This is a genomic window from Pseudomonas sp. GW821-FHT03E01, from assembly GCF_059420765.1.
Genome location: NZ_JBWKUI010000016.1, coordinates 173,043 through 189,383 on the forward strand (window position 1 = coordinate 173,043; position 16,341 = coordinate 189,383).

At 58.5% G+C, this 16,341-nt stretch carries 15 protein-coding genes; 7 read left to right on the top strand and 8 right to left on the bottom strand.

Translation table 11 applies throughout. The features are described from left to right. The first annotated feature begins 217 nt into the window (after positions 1–217). Genes AC07VO_RS25480 through AC07VO_RS25495 form a run of 4 tightly spaced genes read left to right on the top strand, consistent with a single transcriptional unit; the run spans position 218 to position 3,456 of the window. Positions 218–346 (top strand): hypothetical protein, encoded by a 129-nt coding sequence (locus AC07VO_RS25480; protein WP_256580748.1) that lies wholly within the window; start codon positions 218–220, stop codon positions 344–346. 43 nt (positions 347–389) lie between these two features. Beyond that, positions 390–1,622, top strand: coding sequence for a YcaO-like family protein (locus AC07VO_RS25485; protein ID WP_495007676.1), 1,233 nt, complete (start codon positions 390–392; stop codon positions 1,620–1,622). Continuing rightward, positions 1,619–2,578 carry a class I SAM-dependent methyltransferase gene (locus tag AC07VO_RS25490; protein ID WP_495007677.1) on the top strand — a complete coding sequence of 320 codons (960 nt, stop codon included), beginning with the start codon at positions 1,619–1,621 and terminating at the stop codon, positions 2,576–2,578. Before AC07VO_RS25485 ends, AC07VO_RS25490 begins: the two co-directional genes overlap by 4 nt. Then, a complete protein-coding gene (locus AC07VO_RS25495) occupies positions 2,578–3,456 on the top strand; it encodes an alpha/beta fold hydrolase (RefSeq protein WP_086944995.1) in 879 nt (292 codons plus the stop codon). The genes AC07VO_RS25490 and AC07VO_RS25495 overlap by 1 nt, the downstream gene beginning before the upstream one ends. A gap of 43 nt (positions 3,457–3,499) precedes the next feature. Here the strand turns inward: AC07VO_RS25495 and AC07VO_RS25500 are convergent, their stop codons facing one another. Genes AC07VO_RS25500 through AC07VO_RS25525 form a run of 6 tightly spaced genes read right to left on the bottom strand, consistent with a single transcriptional unit; the run spans position 3,500 to position 9,436 of the window. After that, positions 3,500–5,242 carry an ABC transporter substrate-binding protein gene (locus tag AC07VO_RS25500; RefSeq protein WP_064618814.1) on the bottom strand — a complete coding sequence of 581 codons (1,743 nt, stop codon included), beginning with the start codon at positions 5,240–5,242 and terminating at the stop codon, positions 3,500–3,502. A 47-nt stretch (positions 5,243–5,289) separates the two neighbouring features. Further along, on the bottom strand, positions 5,290–5,562 hold the full coding sequence (locus AC07VO_RS25505; protein ID WP_026345728.1) for a DUF2160 domain-containing protein: 273 nt from the start codon (positions 5,560–5,562) through the stop codon (positions 5,290–5,292). Between the two features lie 10 nt (positions 5,563–5,572). Beyond that, complete coding sequence (locus AC07VO_RS25510) at positions 5,573–6,373, bottom strand: carbohydrate ABC transporter permease (protein ID WP_018925489.1); 801 nt, start codon at positions 6,371–6,373, stop codon at positions 5,573–5,575. Positions 6,374–6,381: 8 nt separating this feature from the next. After that, positions 6,382–7,248 carry a carbohydrate ABC transporter permease gene (locus AC07VO_RS25515; protein WP_064618816.1) on the bottom strand — a complete coding sequence of 289 codons (867 nt, stop codon included), beginning with the start codon at positions 7,246–7,248 and terminating at the stop codon, positions 6,382–6,384. Continuing rightward, positions 7,245–8,342 carry an ABC transporter ATP-binding protein gene (locus AC07VO_RS25520; protein WP_086944996.1) on the bottom strand — a complete coding sequence of 366 codons (1,098 nt, stop codon included), beginning with the start codon at positions 8,340–8,342 and terminating at the stop codon, positions 7,245–7,247. Before AC07VO_RS25520 ends, AC07VO_RS25515 begins: the two co-directional genes overlap by 4 nt. Beyond that, the gene (locus AC07VO_RS25525) at positions 8,342–9,436 is read right to left on the bottom strand and encodes an ABC transporter ATP-binding protein (protein ID WP_018925486.1); all 1,095 of its coding nucleotides are present in this window, start codon (positions 9,434–9,436) and stop codon (positions 8,342–8,344) included. Before AC07VO_RS25525 ends, AC07VO_RS25520 begins: the two co-directional genes overlap by 1 nt. Before the next feature lie 280 nt (positions 9,437–9,716). On the opposite strand from AC07VO_RS25525, the gene AC07VO_RS25530 reads away from it, so the two are divergent. Continuing rightward, a complete protein-coding gene (locus AC07VO_RS25530; protein ID WP_086944997.1) occupies positions 9,717–11,597 on the top strand; it encodes a sigma-54-dependent Fis family transcriptional regulator in 1,881 nt (626 codons plus the stop codon). Positions 11,598–11,675: 78 nt separating this feature from the next. Here AC07VO_RS25530 and cysS read toward each other — a convergent pair whose 3' ends face one another. Together cysS and AC07VO_RS25540 are read right to left on the bottom strand one after the other, a co-directional pair. Further along, positions 11,676–13,058 (bottom strand): cysteine--tRNA ligase, encoded by a 1,383-nt coding sequence (cysS, locus tag AC07VO_RS25535; RefSeq protein ID WP_019580054.1) that lies wholly within the window; start codon positions 13,056–13,058, stop codon positions 11,676–11,678. 20 nt (positions 13,059–13,078) lie between these two features. After that, positions 13,079–14,779: a glutamine--tRNA ligase/YqeY domain fusion protein gene (locus AC07VO_RS25540; RefSeq protein ID WP_028941250.1), complete on the bottom strand. Its 1,701-nt coding sequence runs from the start codon at positions 14,777–14,779 to the stop codon at positions 13,079–13,081. Between the two features lie 262 nt (positions 14,780–15,041). Between AC07VO_RS25540 and AC07VO_RS25545 the strand changes: the two genes are divergently transcribed. Together AC07VO_RS25545 and lpxH are read left to right on the top strand one after the other, a co-directional pair. Continuing rightward, positions 15,042–15,545: a peptidylprolyl isomerase gene (locus AC07VO_RS25545; RefSeq protein WP_086944998.1), complete on the top strand. Its 504-nt coding sequence runs from the start codon at positions 15,042–15,044 to the stop codon at positions 15,543–15,545. After that, positions 15,542–16,279, top strand: a complete 738-nt coding sequence (gene lpxH, locus AC07VO_RS25550; protein ID WP_086944999.1) for a UDP-2,3-diacylglucosamine diphosphatase — start codon at positions 15,542–15,544, stop codon at positions 16,277–16,279. Before AC07VO_RS25545 ends, lpxH begins: the two co-directional genes overlap by 4 nt. Positions 16,280–16,341: the final 62 nt, after the last annotated feature.

Genomic DNA, 16,341 nt, shown 5'->3' on the forward strand with positions numbered 1-16,341 from the left:
GGGGCGGGTATGTCCCGCAATACCGTCCCATTCAACACCCGCCGATGCGTCACGAAAAAAATCGTCAAGCCGACAATTGATGTGTACGTATTTCAACACCCCTTGAATATGGTTTTTGAAACTTCCTGTCATTTTTGACCGAGCCAATACCTGCCTTATACATTTGCTCCGTGCTCGATACAGCACATCCAATGTCTAACAAAAAGAGAGTTTAATCATGGGTTATATGGGTAACTGGAACGCCAACAAAGTGATCGACCTTGAACAACAGGAAGCGCCTACGCCAGAGCAGGTTGAAAAACTGCAACTGACTGAGGCTGAACAGTCCGAACTGGAAGCCGTATAAAAAACGGGGGGCCGGCGCCCCCCGTTTCTCGAGGGAGCGAACAATGGGTTTCACACTAGCCGAACGAGAACTCACCCTGGAGCAAGCTGAACAGCGGATTCACGCTGAACTTGATAGCTTGGGCCTGCGTGTCGACACCCGCACACTGGGCCAGCAGATTGTCGCGGTCCATGCCTCTGCCAGCTCCAGCGATCAGCACCACACCGCCAGGGGATCAGGTAAAGGCTACCCGCGCCACGCCCGTGTCGGTGCACTTTACGAAATGCTGGAACACTATTTAAGTGACCACTTGGATACATCCGACATTCACTATGTAGCCCCGCGCTATTTTTCCGACACGTCACTATTTACTGACGACACTGCCCTGGCACTTATCGCCGAACAACCCAATGCCATAACAGCCTGCCGACAGTATACGAATGTTCTAAAGCACACTTCATTTACATACCCGGTCGCTTTATGCACACCCGGTTATTCACGACGAACACCGATACAAGACACAACCAACTATGGCGCACTGCAACGTTATGCCAATAATAGCGGAACCGCTATTGGCGCAACTTACAACGAGGCGGTTTTGCATGCTGCCAATGAATGTATTGAGCGCGATGCGGTTTCGTTGTTCTTGCTGGAGCATTTTTACTACGAAAACCACGCGCCCCTGCGCCGCGTCGCACGCATGTCCGATCACGACGAGCTGGGTCGGCTGTGGCTGGACGCCGAAGCGGAGATCGGTGCCGAGATCGTCCTTGTCGACATCAGCACCGAATTCCTGCCGCGAACCTTTCTGGCCTTTTCAGCCGCGCCATGCACTCACCCGCGAGTCTTCGGCACCGGTTGCTCGATCGATGCCAGGCATGGCGCATGGCGAGCACTTACCGAACTGGTTCAGTTACATCTTTGGTCCTCGGAGCCTGAACTGAGAGACTATCTGAGCAACGCTCAGCGGCATCTGACGGCCTTTCCTCGCCTGTTGCGCTGCCTGCGATTCGATCTGCATCCGCTGTTGAACCTGTGCGAGCAACAAACGGTAGTCTTGCCCGATGCTCGTGATGAACGACCATTGGCCGAGCAAATCAGCTTGCTGGCCGAAGACCTGCATCGGTATGGGCGCACGCTGGGCATTGCACCGCTTCACCAGACCGCCCTCGGCACCACGCTGGTCAATGTCGTCATTCCGGGGCTGGAGCGATTTTTCGTAGTCTCCAGCGGCAATGTGGTTATCCCGCAGGCGCGGGGACGGCGCTTGGAAAGGCGACATGGAGTGCCGGCATGAACGCTCGATCGGCAACGACTGCCCTCCATCGAGAACAGCGCTTGGCTCAATCCTTCGTCCGTCATGTGGCCTCCCCTGGCAAACTCGATCGTTACGTCGAGCCCTTGGGGCCGGGGCTCCATCAGCTCTTTGTTCTGCGCGTGAATGGCTGCGACTGGGTGGGCCGAAAAGTCCTGCAACACACTGACACTGACGGCTGGCATATCAACAGCCTGCTCAGGCCCTGGATGTTGCTCGGACCGCTCGCTGAGTGGCATTGGGGCAATGAAGGTGCAGAGATCTATTTTCGAGGAGTTACCCGACAAGAAAAGGAAACGGCTTTCCACGTTGCGCAGACTAAACCGGACAGCGAGGTGTGTTTCCCGCTTCCTGTCACTGATGACACGGGCCTGGAGTTTGTTTGCCCGCCCGAATACTGGCAGTGCAATGAATCGCTCGCCAAGCAACTGGATGCCGACGAAAGCCACTTTCGCCAGCATTGCGCAACGTTACTCAAGACGATATCGAGTCCCGGCGCGGTGATCCATGATCCGGCGTGCTCGACTGGGGAATTCATTGCGCACCTGGCCCGCGAACTCCCCGACCGACATTGCCTGGGCTCCGATCGTTCGGCGTCGATGATCGAACATGCAAAAAATCGTCATGGCACCTCATCTGCCGAATTTTATCTGGCCGATGCCCGAAACATTGCCTCTGCCGGCATCAAATGTGATGTGCTGATACTGCGTTTCCTCAATGCCGAAGTCATGACTCGCGCCGATGCGCAGCAGACATTGCACGATATGGCACCGTGCGTGAATCCGGGAAGCACGATTATCGTTTTCGGCCATACGCCGGTACTGATTTCCGTTCCCTACATGGCCCAGATCCTGAAACTGCAGGTGATTTCCAGTGTAGCGGCCCGCCCCCGGCACACGGAGCTGTTCCAGTTCTACAGGCTGAAGGTTCCCATCTGATGGTGGTCTCCCCGATCAATGGCTACTACCCGACTCGTGACGGCCACCATCTCTATTGGGAGCGGCACGGCACCCCCGGCAGCGAACCGATATTTTTCCTGCATGGCGGGCCGGGTGGTCGTAGCGCCCTCCATCATCTTGAGTTCTTCGATCTGCGATGTTTCGATATCATTTTGTTCGACCAGCGTGGCTGCGGGCGCTCCCTTCCCCTCGGCGAGCTCCAGCACAACAACACTGGGCTGTCCGTTGAAGACATCGATGCCCTGCGGCGGCATTTTGGTTTCGAAAAAATCAGTTTGCTGGGCATTTCATGGGGAAGCTGGTTGGCCATCCAATACCAGCAGCGCTATCCCGACGCCATTCTGAAAACCACGTTGGTCTCAGTGTTCATACCGTTTGTTGCGAACGTAAGCGCCTACGATAAAACCTTGAGCGAGGGTTTATCTCAATTAACCCCTGGCTCCCACGACGCCAGTGCGCGGGGTATCTACCAGCTACTGAGCAATGGTTGCGAGGTGCAACAGCGTCAGGCTGCCATCCACTGGCTGCAGGCTATTTTGCAATTGAACGGGCAATCGATGTGCCCGCACGCACTCGAAGACTTCGTTGATGAAGAAGCGGTGCGCGCCATCTGCCTGGAGTTGCATTACCACGTTAATCACTATTTCTTCACACGGGCGGACGAGCGTCTCCGGGTCGATGCCGATACCCTGGTGATACAAGGCATCAAAGACACCTTCGGCATGTCCAGCGTACGTTGGCTTCGCCAGCGCCAGAACATCCGTTGTCGTCTGCTCCACGCCGGGCACAACGCCTTCGACCTCGCGGTAATGAGAACCGTACGCCAGTCGCTGAAACGAGAAAGTGGGCATAAATAGAAACGGCACCCGAAGGTGCCGTTCGACGTCGCAGGCCGATCTGTTACTTACGCGCCACCTCCCACGATTTCAGCAGTTCGGCATAGCTCACGGTTTCACCCTTGGGCTTCTCGTTAGCCAGTTTCGGCTTCGGTGCGCCCGGTTGGTCGAACCAGTATTGCGCGTCGCGTTCCGGGTTCATTTTCGGCGCGCAAGTGGCCTGGGCCTTGGAGCGTTCCAGACGGGTCATGATCGCGTCCTGATCCTTGGCCAGACCATCGAGCGCCTGTTGCGGGGTTTTCTCGCCGCTGGCGGCTTCGGCGATGTGGCTCCACCACAACTGTGCCAGACGCGGATAGTCCGGCACGTTGGTGCCGGTCGGGGTCCATTGCACCCGCGCCGGGCTGCGATAGAACTCGACCAGGCCACCGAGCTTCGGCGCCAGGTCGGTCATGGCTTGAGAGTTGATGTCCGACTCGCGGATCGGTGTCAGGCCGACGATGGTTTTCTTCAGCGACACGGTTTTCGAGGTCACGAACTGCGCGTACAGCCAGGCCGCGAGTTTCTGTTTCTCAGGCGTGGACTTCATGAATGTCCAGGAACCCACGTCCTGATACCCAAGCTTCATGCCCTCTTCCCAGTACGGCCCTCTCGGCGACGGCGCCATGCGCCACTTCGGCGTACCGTCGGCGTTCACCACCGGCAGGCCCGGTTTGGTCATGTCGGCGGTAAAGGCGGAGTACCAGAAGATCTGTTGGGCAATGTTGCCCTGAGACGGTACCGGGCCAGACTCGGAAAAGGTCATGCCCGCTGCTTCCGGCGGCGCATAGGCCTTCATCCAGTCGACATATTTCTGCGTCGCGAACACCGCCGCCGGGCCGTTGGTATCGCCGCCACGGGTCACGCTGGAACCGACCGGATGGCAGTCCTCGACACGGATGCCCCACTCGTCCACCGGCAAGCCGTTGGGCAGCCCCTTGTCGCCGCCGCCGGCCATGGAGAACCAGGCATCGGTGAAGCGCCAGCCCAGGGATGGATCCTTCTTGCCGTAGTCCATGTGCCCGTAGATGCGTTTGCCGTCGATTTCCTTGACGTCTTCGCTGAAGAATTTGGCGATGTCTTCATAGGCCGACCAGTTCACCGGCACGCCCAATTCGTAGCCGTACTTTTCCTTGAATTTTGCTTTCAGGTCCGCCCGATCGAACCAGTCGGCGCGGAACCAATACAGGTTGGCGAACTGCTGGTCGGGCAGCTGATAGATCTTGCCGTCCGGCGCGGTGGTGAAGGAAATGCCGATGAAGTCCTTGATGTCGAGGGTCGGCGAGGTGAAGTTCTTGCCTTCGTTGGCCATCAGGTCGGTGATCGACTCGGTCTTGCCATAGCGAAAGTGCGTACCGATCAGGTCGGAGTCGTTGACCCAGCCGTCATAGATGCTCTTGTCCGACTGCATCACGGTCTGCAGCTTTTCCACCACATCGCCTTCTTGCAGCAAGTCGTGGGTGACTTTGATCCCGGTGATCTCGGTGAAGGCCTTGGCCAGCACCTTGGACTCGTATTCATGGGTGGTCAGGGTTTCCGAGACAACCTTGATGTCCATCCCGCGAAACGGCTCGGCCGCCTTGATGAACCACTTCAATTCCGCGAGTTGCTGATCGGCCGTCAAGGTGGACGGTTTGAATTCGCCGCCGATCCACTTCTTCGCAGCGTCTTCGTAGGCATCAGCCCAGGCCGATGCGCTCAATCCGCTGAGTGCCAGCATGGCTGCCAGTGAAATGCTATGTCGCAGCTTATTGTTTTTGTCGAACATAGAGACCTCCTTTATGGGTTTCGGAGCAACATTGCCGAGCGATTCGACTAGCCCCAACGCATCACAGCCAACAGCCACACCAGGGACAACGCGAACGCTATCCAGATGCTCCAGTCGGTGACGCCGATTACCAGCAAATGCAGGTAGGCGCTGCCGAGAAGACCGATAAACAGCCGATCGCCACGGGTGGTGGTAATCGGCAGAAAACCTTTTCGAAGAATGCTTGGCGAACGCAACTCCCAAGTCGTCATGCCCACCAGGATCAAGGCTATGACGCCGAAGAACGCCGCCGTCGGGCTGGTCCAACTCATCCATTCCATCATCAGTTCCTCATACCCGGCCCAGGGCAAAGCCCTTGGCCACGTGGTTGCGAACAAACCAGATCACCAGCATGCCCGGCAGGATGGTCAACACCCCCGCCGCTGCCAGCACGCCCCAGTCGATGCCGGACGCCGAGACCGTGCGGGTCATCACCGCGGCGATGGGTTTGGCGTTCACCGACGTCAGGGTTCGCGCCAGCAACAATTCGACCCAGGAAAACATGAAGCAGAAAAACGCCGTGACACCGATCCCGGAGCCGATCAGCGGAACGAAAATCTTCACGAAGAACTTGGGAAAGCTGTAGCCATCGATGTAGGCGGTTTCGTCGATTTCCTTGGGAACGCCAGACATGAAGCCCTCAAGAATCCACACCGCCAGCGGCACGTTAAACAGACAGTGAGCCAACGCCACCGCGATGTGCGTGTCGAACAAGCCGATCGAGGAATACAGCTGGAAGAACGGCAACAGGAACACCGCCGGCGGTGCCATGCGGTTGGTCAGCAGCCAGAAGAACAGGTGCTTGTCACCGAGGAAGCGATAGCGCGAAAACGCATAGGCCGCCGGCAACGCCACGGTCAGGGAAATGATTGTGTTCATGCTGACGTAGTACGCCGAGTTGAGGTAGCCGGTGTACCAGCTCGGGTCGGTGAAGATCACCTTGTAGTTGGCGAAAGTGAAATCCTGGGGAAACAGCGTCAGGCCGCCGAGGATTTCGGTGTTGCTCTTGAAGGACATGTTCAGCAGCCAGTAGATCGGCACCAGCAGGAACAGGATGTAGACCAGCAGCGGAATCAGCTTTCTCTTGCTCATGGCAGGCCTCACCGATTGGCGTCAGAGTGAGTCATGGCGGTGTAGAACAGCCACGACACCAACAGGATGATCAGGAAGTACACCAGCGAGAAAGCCGCCGCCGGGCCGAGGTCGAATTGCCCTACGGCCATCTGGGTCAAGGTCTGACTCAGGAAGGTCGTGGCATTGCCCGGACCACCACCGGTCAGCACGAACGGTTCGGTGTAGATCATGAAACTGTCCATGAACCGCAGCATCACCGCGATCAGCAGCACGCTCTTGAGCTTGGGCAACTGGATGTGCCGGAACACCGCCCAGGCCGACGCCCGATCGATCCGCGCCGCCTGGTAATACACATCCGGAATCGCCCGCAGACCGGAGAAACACAACAACGCCACCAGCGACGTCCAGTGCCACACGTCCATCACCAACACCGTGACCCAGGCGTCCATGGTGTTGGCCGCATAGTTGTAGCTGATGCCCATGCCGTTGAGGCTGGACCCAAGCAAGCCGATGTCGGCCCGACCGAAAATCTGCCAGATGGTGCCGACCACGTTCCACGGGATCAGCAGCGGAATCGCCAGGATAATCAGCACCAGCGACGACCAGCGGCCCTTGATCGGCATGGTCAGGGCGATGGCGATGCCCAACGGAATTTCGATCAACAACACGCAGGCGGAATAGATGAACTGGCGCAGCAGCGAGTCATGCAGCCTTGGGTCGAGCAACACCTGCTTGTACCAATCGGCGCCGACGAAATAGCGGCTGGACTGGTCGAAGATGTCCTGCACCGAATAGTTGACCACGGTCATCATCGGGATCACCGCACTGAACGCCACCAGCAGGAACACCGGCAGCACCAGCCACCAGGCCTTGTTGTTCTGCACCTTGTTCATGGCAGCACCTCCAGCAAGTAATCATCGGCGTAGACCATCAGCCATTGCCCCGGGAAACTGATGTACGCCGTGCCCTCGGGCACCGGTTTGTCTTCGGCCAGGCGTACTTTCAGCAGCACGCCGTCGAGGTTCAGGGTCATGATTTTGTAGGTGCCCAGGTCCTCGACGTGTACGACCTTAGCCCGCAACGCGTCATCAAAGGCTTCCTCCCACACATGAACGAACTCCGGACGGATGCCGACCTTCAGGGTTTTCCATTCGCTGTCGGCGATCCGTTGCTGCATCGCGTGGGACAACGGCAAGTGAGTCCCGGCAAAACCGACACCGCCGGCCTGCGGCTGGACGTCGATCAGGTTCATCCCCGGGCTGCCGATGAAATAGCCGACAAAGGTGTGGCTCGGCCGTTCGAACAATTCCCGTGGCGTACCGAACTGCACGATCTGCCCGCCGTACATCACCGCGATCTTGTCGGCGAAGGTCGAGGCTTCGAGCTGATCGTGGGTGACGTAGACCATGGTGATGTTGAACTGCTCGTGGATCTGCTTGAGCTTGCGCCGCAGCTTCCACTTCAGGTGCGGGTCGATCACCGTCAATGGTTCATCGAAGAGGATCGCCGACACGTCATCGCGCACCAGCCCACGGCCCATGGAGACTTTCTGCTTTTCATCGGCGGTGAGGTTACGCGCCTTCTTGTGCAGCAATGCCTGAAGGTCGAGGACTTCGGCGATTTCATGCACCTTGCTGAAAATCTTCGCTTCGACCATGCCCTGATTGCGCAGCGGGAAAGCCAGGTTGTCGAACACCGTCATGGTGTCGTAGACCACCGGAAACTGGAAAACCTGGGCGATGTTGCGCTTTTCCGGGGTCAGTTCGTTGACCACTTTGCCGTCGAACATCACCTGGCCCTGGGACGGGCTGAGCAACCCGGAAATGATGTTGAGCAAGGTCGACTTGCCGCACCCCGATGGCCCGAGCAGCGCATAAGCGCCGCCCTGCTCCCAGACGTGGTCCATCTCGCGGATCGCGTAATCCTCAGGGCCGGCTGGCGTGCGGGTGTAGCTGTGGGCAAGGCTCTGCAAACGGATTTCGGCCATCAGGCAACCCTCGCAATGCGGCGACCGGGCGCCTGGACCAGCCGCCCCTGCATATCGAACACAAACAGTTTATGAGTCGGGATATAGATGCGAATCGGCGCATCGACGTCGTATTCGTGCACCCCCGGCAAGTGCAGCACCAGCAGGAAATACTCGTTGCGCACGTGCAGGAAGGTTTCCGAACCGCTGATCTCGGCCACCTCGACGGTCACCGCCAGTTCCAGATCGTCGTCGTTGCTCGGCACCAGCGAGATATGGCTGGGACGCACGCCGAAACGGAATTCGCCCTCGCCCACCGGACGCAGATCGACGTTCAACGGGAAGTGCACGAAATTGGCGAAACTGACTTCGTTGCCGGCAATGCGCCCCGGCATCAGGTTGATCGGTGGCTCGGAGAACAACTCCGCCGCCAGCACGGTTTGCGGCTGGTGATACACCTCGGAGGACTTGCCGCTCTGAATCACCCGGCCTTCGTGAAGAATCGTCGTGGTGCCGCCCAGCGCCAGGGCTTCGTTGGGTTCGGTGGTGGCGTAAATCGCGATGGTATTGCGCGCCTTGAACAGCTCGCGCATTTCCTGGCGCAGCTCTTCGCGCAGCTTGTAGTCGAGGTTGACCAGCGGCTCGTCGAACAGAATCAGCTCGGCGTCCTTGACCAGCGCCCGGGCCATGGCCGTGCGCTGTTGCTGGCCGCCGGAGAGCTCCAGTGGATGGCGCTGGAGAAACTTCTCGATGCGCAGCATCTTCGCGGTTTCCAGCACCTTGCTCTGGATCAACTCATTGGCAACGCCACCCTGACGCAGCGGCGAGGCGATGTTCTCGAACACCGTCATGGTCGGGTAATTGATGAACTGCTGATAGACCATCGACACATTGCGCAAACGCACCGGGCGCTGGGTGACGTCGACGCCGTTCATCAGGATGCGGCCGCTGTCGGGTTTGTCCAGACCGGCCATCAGGCGCATGAGGCTGGTTTTGCCGGACAGCGTGCGACCGAGCAAAACGTTGAACGATCCGGGTTCGAAATTAAGGCACGCATCGTCGATCCAGGTCTGGCCTTCGATGGTGCGGCTGACATGTTCCAGGATTAGTGACATGGCTCGGCCTTTTTTTATTTTTTGAGTCAAGCGACCGGAGCTACATAGCGACATCCGTGCCAAAAATCTCAAGCGTTTGATTTGGCTGGAAATCCCATCAAACAAGATAAAAATCGGATTCGTTGATGAACAGAAATGAACAACCACGAATGAACAACTGAACAATTCAACGATTGACAATGAACAAATGTGAACAACACTCTACGGATGTTTTTTGCGTGGCCCTCACGTGATGCAAAACCCATAAAAACAATAAAAGCTTGCCCAGAGATCGACCGCCATGGCCGTACCTGTCTCAAAGCGCTCCCACGACGCCATCATCCAGGACTCCTGGTCCCGCTGCCGCGCGTTCGGGCTCGATCATCAGAGCGCGCCAGCGTTCGATCAGCTGCCGGCAGACGGCATCGCCCACTTGCTGGAAAGTCAGCATTCCCTGGTGCAAACCACCCATCAGGAAGTCCTGCCGTATTACGAAAACATCCTCAGCAACTCCAATTGCCTGATCATGCTCGCCGACAATCACGGCCAGGTGCTGACGTCGTGGGGTACCCAGCGTTTCATCGAGCCGAGCCTGACCCGCGGTTTCAGCGTCGGCGCCAGCTGGATGGAGCATTGCAGCGGGACCAATGCGATCGGCACCGCGCTGGCCTGCGAGCAGGCCGTGCACATCGAGCACGATGAACATTTCCTCAAGGCCAACCGCTTCATGACCGGTTCCGCCGCGCCGATTTTCGATGCCGAGCGCAAGGTGATCGCGGTGCTGGATGTGTCCAGCGACAGCTACCTGCCGCCCTCCCACACCCTGGGCATGGTCAAGATGATGAGCCAGACCGTGGAGAACCGGCTGATCCTCAACCTGTTCCACGGCCAGCATTTCCAACTGACCTTCAACACCGGGTTGAACAACCTCGACAGCCAATGGGCCGGGATGCTGATCTTCGATGAAACCGGTCAGGTACTGTCGGCCAACCGCCGGGCCGACAATCTGCTGGGCATCAGCCTGTCGCGGGTCAGCGTCGAAAGCCTGTTCAAAGTCTCGTTGATGGAACTGCTGAATCAGCCGGACGGCCTGCCGTTTTCCCTGCAAGCCTCAGGAAACAACCGTTTCCAGTGCGTGCTGAAACGACCGAAACAGGCGTCGATTCAGGCGCGGCTGTTTGCAGAAAAAAAGAGCACTGAAACGAAAAGCCCTGAAATAAAGTGCACTGAGCCCACCCTGGCAGCGCCCGCCGCGATCAGCCTCAACACCCTGCACTTTGGCGACAGCCGCGTGGAAAAAGCCGTGCGCCAGGCCGAACGTTTGCTGGAGAAGGACATTCCATTGTTGATCCACGGGGAAACCGGGGTCGGCAAGGAAGTCTTCGTCAAAGCCCTGCACCACGCCAGCTCACGCAGCAAACAACCGTTCATTGCCGTCAACTGTGCAGCGATCCCCGCCGAACTGGTGGAGTCCGAGCTGTTTGGCTACGAGAAAGGCGCGTTCACCGGCGCCAACCAGAAAGGCAGCATCGGGCTGATCCGCAAGGCCGACAAAGGCACCCTGTTCCTCGATGAAATCGGCGACATGCCGCTACCGACCCAGGCCCGGCTGCTGCGGGTATTGCAGGAACGTTGCGTACAACCGGTGGGCAGCAGCGAGTTGTTCCCGGTGGACATCCGGATCATCTCGGCGACCAACCGCTTGTTGCGCGAGCAGGTGCAGTTGGGGCGGTTTCGTGAGGATTTGTATTACCGCATCGGCGGTTTGACCCTGGAACTGCCACCGATCAGGGAGCGCAGCGACAAGCAGGCGTTGTTCAAGCGCTTGTGGGAGCAACACCGTGAACCGTCGCAGTGGGCCGGGTTGAGCCCCGAGGTGCTGGAACTGTTCAGCCGCCATCCGTGGCCGGGGAATTTGCGTCAGGTCAGCAGCGTGATGCAGGTGGCGTTGGCCATGGCCGAAGAGCAACCCGTACGGCCGGAACATTTGCCGGATGATTTTTTTGTCGATCTGGAGATGGAGCCGGTGGATACGCCGGAGCCGATAGCCGTTGATTTGAATGATGCCGAGGCATTGAATCGGCAATTGCAGGCGGCTGGGGGAAATATTTCGCACTTGGCGCGGCGGTTAGGGGTTAGTCGCAATACCCTTTACAAGCGGTTGCGCCAATTGGGGGATTGAAGGCTGCGATCTTTTGATCTTCAACCAAACAAACAAAAACCCGCACAAGGCGGGTTTTGTTTGTAGCAAACGCAGCGATCAGTCAGCCAGACGCCAGGTCGTGCCGCCCTTGCCGTCTTCCAGCACCACGCCCATGGCGGTGAGCTGGTCGCGGATGCGGTCGGATTCGGCCCAGTCTTTGTTGGCACGGGCAGTCAGGCGCGCCTGGATCAGTGCATCGACTTCAGCCGCGTCGACCCGCCCTTCGGCACCGGCCTGCAGGAAGTCATCGGCTTCAAGCTGCAATACACCCAGCACGCTGGCCAGTTCCTTCAAGCGTGCCGCCAGACCGGCCGCCGCATCCAGATCGCTCTCGCGCAGACGGTTGATCTCGCGGACCATCTCGAACAGCACCGCACAGGCTTCCGGCGTGCCGAAGTCGTCGTTCATCACCTGGGTGAAACGCTCGACGAAGGCTTCGCCGCCAGCAGGTGCCACTTTCGGCAGGCCTTTCAACGCATGGTAGAAACGCTCGAGGGCGCCCTTGGCGTCCTTGAGGTTGTCTTCCGAATAGTTGATCGCGCTGCGGTAGTGGCTCGACACCAGCAGGTAACGCACGACTTCCGGGTGGTACTTGTCGAGCACGTCGCGAATGGTGAAGAAGTTGTTCAAGGACTTGGACATCTTCTCGCCATTGATGCGAATCATGCCGCAATGCATCCACGCGTTGGCGTAGGTCTTGCCGGTGGCCGCTTCGCTCTGGGCGATTTCGTTTTCGTGGTGCGGGAACTCGAGGTCGCTGCCGCCGCCATGAATATCGAAGGTCTCGCCCAGGCAGCAGGTGGACATCACCGAGCACTCGATGTGCCAGCCCGGACGACCGTCGCCCCACGGCGATGGCCAGCTCGGCTCGCCTGGCTTGGCGCCTTTCCACAGCACGAAGTCCAGCGGGTCCTGTTTCGACTCGTCGACTTCGATTCGTGCGCCGATGCGCAGGTCTTCGATCTTCTTGCGCGACAGCTTGCCGTAGCCCATGAACTTGGCGACGCGGTAGTACACATCGCCATTGCCCGGTGCGTAGGCGTAACCCTTGTCGATCAGGGTCTGGATCATCGCGTGCATGCCCGGGATGTGATCCGTGGCACGCGGCTCCATGTCCGGTTTTTTGATGTTCAGGCGCGCTTCATCTTCGTGCATCGCCGCGATCATGCGCTCGGTCAAGGCCTCGAACGACTCGCCGTTCTCGTTGGCCCGATTGATGATCTTGTCGTCGATATCGGTGATGTTGCGCACGTAGGTCAGGTCGTAACCGCTGAACCGCAACCAGCGGGTCACCAGGTCGAACGCGACCATGCTGCGGCCATGGCCCAGATGGCAGTAGTCGTACACGGTCATCCCGCAGACGTACATGCGCACCTTGTTGCCATCCAGCGGCTTGAAGACTTCTTTGCTCTTGGTGAGCGTGTTGTAGATCGTAAGCACGACGGTTCCTTAAGACTTGATCACTGGCCCCACGAATCACGCAGGGTCACGGTACGGTTGAATACCGGAGCGCCCGGTTTCGAGTCCTTGATATCCGCGACGAAGTAACCTTCGCGCTCGAACTGGAAACGGTCTTCCGGCTGTGCGTTGCCCAACGAGGGTTCAGCACGACAACCGGTGAGGACTTGCAGTGAGTCAGGGTTGATGTTGTCCAGGAAACTGGCGCTGTCTTCGGCCTTCTCCGGGTTCGGAGAACGGAACAGACGATCGTACAGACGCACTTCGCACTCGACGCTGGCCGCAGCCGGCACCCAGTGCACCACGCCTTTGACCTTGCGGCCTTCAGGGTTCTTGCCCAGGGTGTCCGGATCGTACGAGCAACGCAGTTCGACGATGTTGCCGTCGGCATCCTTGATTGCTTCGTCGGCACGGATCACGTAGCTGCCGCGCAGACGCACTTCACCGTTCGGCTCCAGGCGCTTGTAGCCTTTTGGCGGCTCTTCCATGAAGTCATCGCGGTCGATGTAGATTTCACGGGCGAACGGCAGCTTGCGCACGCCGAGTTCTTCTTTCTGCGGATGACGTGGCAGTTCGAGATTCTCGACTTGGTCTTCCGGGTAGTTGGTGATCACGACTTTCAACGGACGCAGCACGCACATGGCGCGCGGGGCATTCGCGTCCAGGTCCTGACGGATGCTGAACTCGAGCATGCCGAAGTCGACCACGCCATCGGAACGGTTGGTGCCGATCATGTCGCAGAAGTTGCGGATCGACGCCGGGGTGTAGCCGCGGCGGCGGAAGCCCGACAGCGTGGACATGCGCGGATCGTCCCAGCCGTTGACGTGTTTCTCGTCCACAAGCTGCTTGAGCTTGCGCTTGCTGGTGATGGTGTAGTTGAGGTTCAGACGGCTGAATTCGTACTGACGCGGGTGCGCCGGCACCGGCAGGTTGTCGAGAAACCAGTCGTACAACGGACGATGGCTTTCAAACTCCAGGGTGCAGATCGAGTGGGTGATGCCTTCGATGGCGTCCGACTGACCGTGGGTGAAGTCGTAGTTCGGGTAGATGCACCACTTGTCGCCGGTCTGGTGGTGATGGGCATGACGGATGCGATACATGATCGGGTCGCGCAGGTTCATGTTCGGCGAGGCCATGTCGATCTTGGCCCGCAGCACACGTGCGCCGTCCTTGAATTCGCCGGCCTTCATGCGAGCGAACAGGTCGAGGTTTTCCTCAACCGAGCGGTCGCGGAACGGGCTGTTCTTGCCCGGCTCGGTCAGGCTGCCACGGTATTCCTTGGCCTGTTCGGGGGTCAGGTCGTCGACATAGGCCTTGCCGGCCTTGATCAGCTCTACCGCCCAGTCGTGCAACTGGTCGAAATACTGCGAGGCATAGCGCACTTCACCGGACCATTCGAAGCCCAGCCATTTGACGTCGCTTTCGATCGCGTCGATGTATTCCTGGTCTTCCTTGGCCGGGTTGGTGTCGTCGAAACGCAGGTGCGTGACGCCGCCGAATTCCTGGGCCAGGCCGAAGTTCACACAGATCGACTTGGCGTGACCGATGTGCAGGTAACCGTTGGGCTCAGGCGGAAAACGGGTAACGATCTGCGTGTGCTTACCCGAGTCCAGGTCCGCCTGGATGATCGGGCGCAGGAAATTGACCGGCACGGCAGGGCCGGTCTTGGAATTCGAGGTAGGGTCGACAGTGGGCTTGCTCATAGGATCCTTGAACGTACAAGTGCGCGGCCAGTTGGCCAAATCAAAGCGGCTGTTATAAATCAAAGGGGCTTATCATAGCCGATGCTGTCAAGTGGCTGACAGAGCAGGCCGGCAATCGGTTGCATTTAATCGGCCGGCGATGAAAAACAGCCTCGAAATTCGCGTCCGGCACGCTAAACTGCGCACCTTGGCCGACACTGGCCGGACCGGTTGAGGGCTGTAGAGCCCCGAAACCCACGAATTCTTAGAATGAGTACCCATCATGACCAAAGTCAAACTGTCTACCAACTTCGGCGACATCGTCCTGCAACTGAACGCTGAAAAGGCACCGCTGACCGTTGCCAACTTCATCGAATACGTCAAGGCCGGTCACTACGAAAACACTGTTTTCCACCGCGTCATCGGTAACTTCATGATCCAGGGCGGCGGTTTCGAGCCAGGCATGAAAGAAAAGAAAGACAAGCGCCCAAGCATCCAGAACGAAGCCGACAACGGCCTGCCGAACAAGAAGTACAGCGTTGCCATGGCCCGCACCATGGAGCCGCATTCGGCTTCCGCGCAATTCTTCATCAACGTGGCTGACAACAGCTTCCTGAACCACAGCGCCAAGACCGTTCAGGGCTGGGGCTACGCGGTATTCGGCGAAGTGGTTGAAGGCACCGACGTCGTCGACAAGATCAAAGGCGTGGCCACCACCTCCAAGGCCGGTCACCAGGACGTACCTGCAGACGACGTGATCATCGAGAAAGCCGAGATCATTGAGTGATACTGCTGATTTCAGACTTGCATCTGGAAGAGGAGCGCCCGGACATTACCCGGGCGTTTCTGGATTTGCTCGCTGGACGCGCCCGCTCGGCGAGTGCGTTGTACATTCTGGGCGACTTTTTCGAGGCGTGGATTGGCGACGATGCCATGACAGCCTTCCAGCGTTCCATCTGCCAGGCCCTGCGTAATTTGAGCGACAGCGGCACGGCCATTTTCCTGATGCACGGCAATCGCGACTTCATGCTCGGCAAGGCCTTCTGCAAAGCGGCCGGCTGTACCTTGCTCAAAGATCCGAGTGTCGTGCAGTTTTACGGCGAGCCGGTGCTGTTGATGCACGGCGACAGCCTCTGCACCCGCGACGTAGGTTATATGAAGCTGCGGCGCTACCTGCGTAACCCGATCACCCTGTTCATCCTGCGCCATCTGCCTTTGGGCACACGGCATAAACTGGCGCGCAAGCTGCGCAGTGAAAGCCGTGCGCAAACGCGGATGAAGGCCAATGACATTGTCGATGTCACGCCGGAAGAAGTGCCGCGGGTCATGCAGGCCTATGGTGTGAAAACCTTGATCCACGGCCACACCCATCGCCCCGCCATCCACAAGTTGCAGATTGGCGAGCAGGCGGCCAAGCGCATTGTGCTGGGGGATTGGGACCGTCAAGGCTGGGTGTTGCAGGTGGATGAGCAAGGGTTTGCGTTGGCGCCGTTTGATTTTGGTAACCCAATCCTCCTGTAGGAGCGAGGCTTGCCCGCGAAGGCGGCGTGTCAATCAATATTTACGTAGACTGACACGCCGCC

What these genes read in the sequence shown, in the direction of transcription:
- AC07VO_RS25480 (WP_256580748.1), top strand. Translation starts at nt 218, where the DNA reads ATGGGTTATATGGGTAACTGGAACGCCAACAAAGTGATCGACCTTGAA.
- AC07VO_RS25485 (WP_495007676.1), top strand. Translation starts at nt 390, where the DNA reads ATGGGTTTCACACTAGCCGAACGAGAACTCACCCTGGAGCAAGCTGAA.
- AC07VO_RS25490 (WP_495007677.1), top strand. Translation starts at nt 1,619, where the DNA reads ATGAACGCTCGATCGGCAACGACTGCCCTCCATCGAGAACAGCGCTTG.
- AC07VO_RS25495 (WP_086944995.1), top strand. Translation starts at nt 2,578, where the DNA reads ATGGTGGTCTCCCCGATCAATGGCTACTACCCGACTCGTGACGGCCAC.
- AC07VO_RS25500 (WP_064618814.1), bottom strand. Translation starts at nt 5,242, where the DNA reads ATGTTCGACAAAAACAATAAGCTGCGACATAGCATTTCACTGGCAGCC.
- AC07VO_RS25505 (WP_026345728.1), bottom strand. Translation starts at nt 5,562, where the DNA reads ATGGAATGGATGAGTTGGACCAGCCCGACGGCGGCGTTCTTCGGCGTC.
- AC07VO_RS25510 (WP_018925489.1), bottom strand. Translation starts at nt 6,373, where the DNA reads ATGAGCAAGAGAAAGCTGATTCCGCTGCTGGTCTACATCCTGTTCCTG.
- AC07VO_RS25515 (WP_064618816.1), bottom strand. Translation starts at nt 7,248, where the DNA reads ATGAACAAGGTGCAGAACAACAAGGCCTGGTGGCTGGTGCTGCCGGTG.
- AC07VO_RS25520 (WP_086944996.1), bottom strand. Translation starts at nt 8,342, where the DNA reads ATGGCCGAAATCCGTTTGCAGAGCCTTGCCCACAGCTACACCCGCACG.
- AC07VO_RS25525 (WP_018925486.1), bottom strand. Translation starts at nt 9,436, where the DNA reads ATGTCACTAATCCTGGAACATGTCAGCCGCACCATCGAAGGCCAGACC.
- AC07VO_RS25530 (WP_086944997.1), top strand. Translation starts at nt 9,717, where the DNA reads ATGGCCGTACCTGTCTCAAAGCGCTCCCACGACGCCATCATCCAGGAC.
- AC07VO_RS25540 (WP_028941250.1), bottom strand. Translation starts at nt 14,779, where the DNA reads ATGAGCAAGCCCACTGTCGACCCTACCTCGAATTCCAAGACCGGCCCT.
- AC07VO_RS25545 (WP_086944998.1), top strand. Translation starts at nt 15,042, where the DNA reads ATGACCAAAGTCAAACTGTCTACCAACTTCGGCGACATCGTCCTGCAA.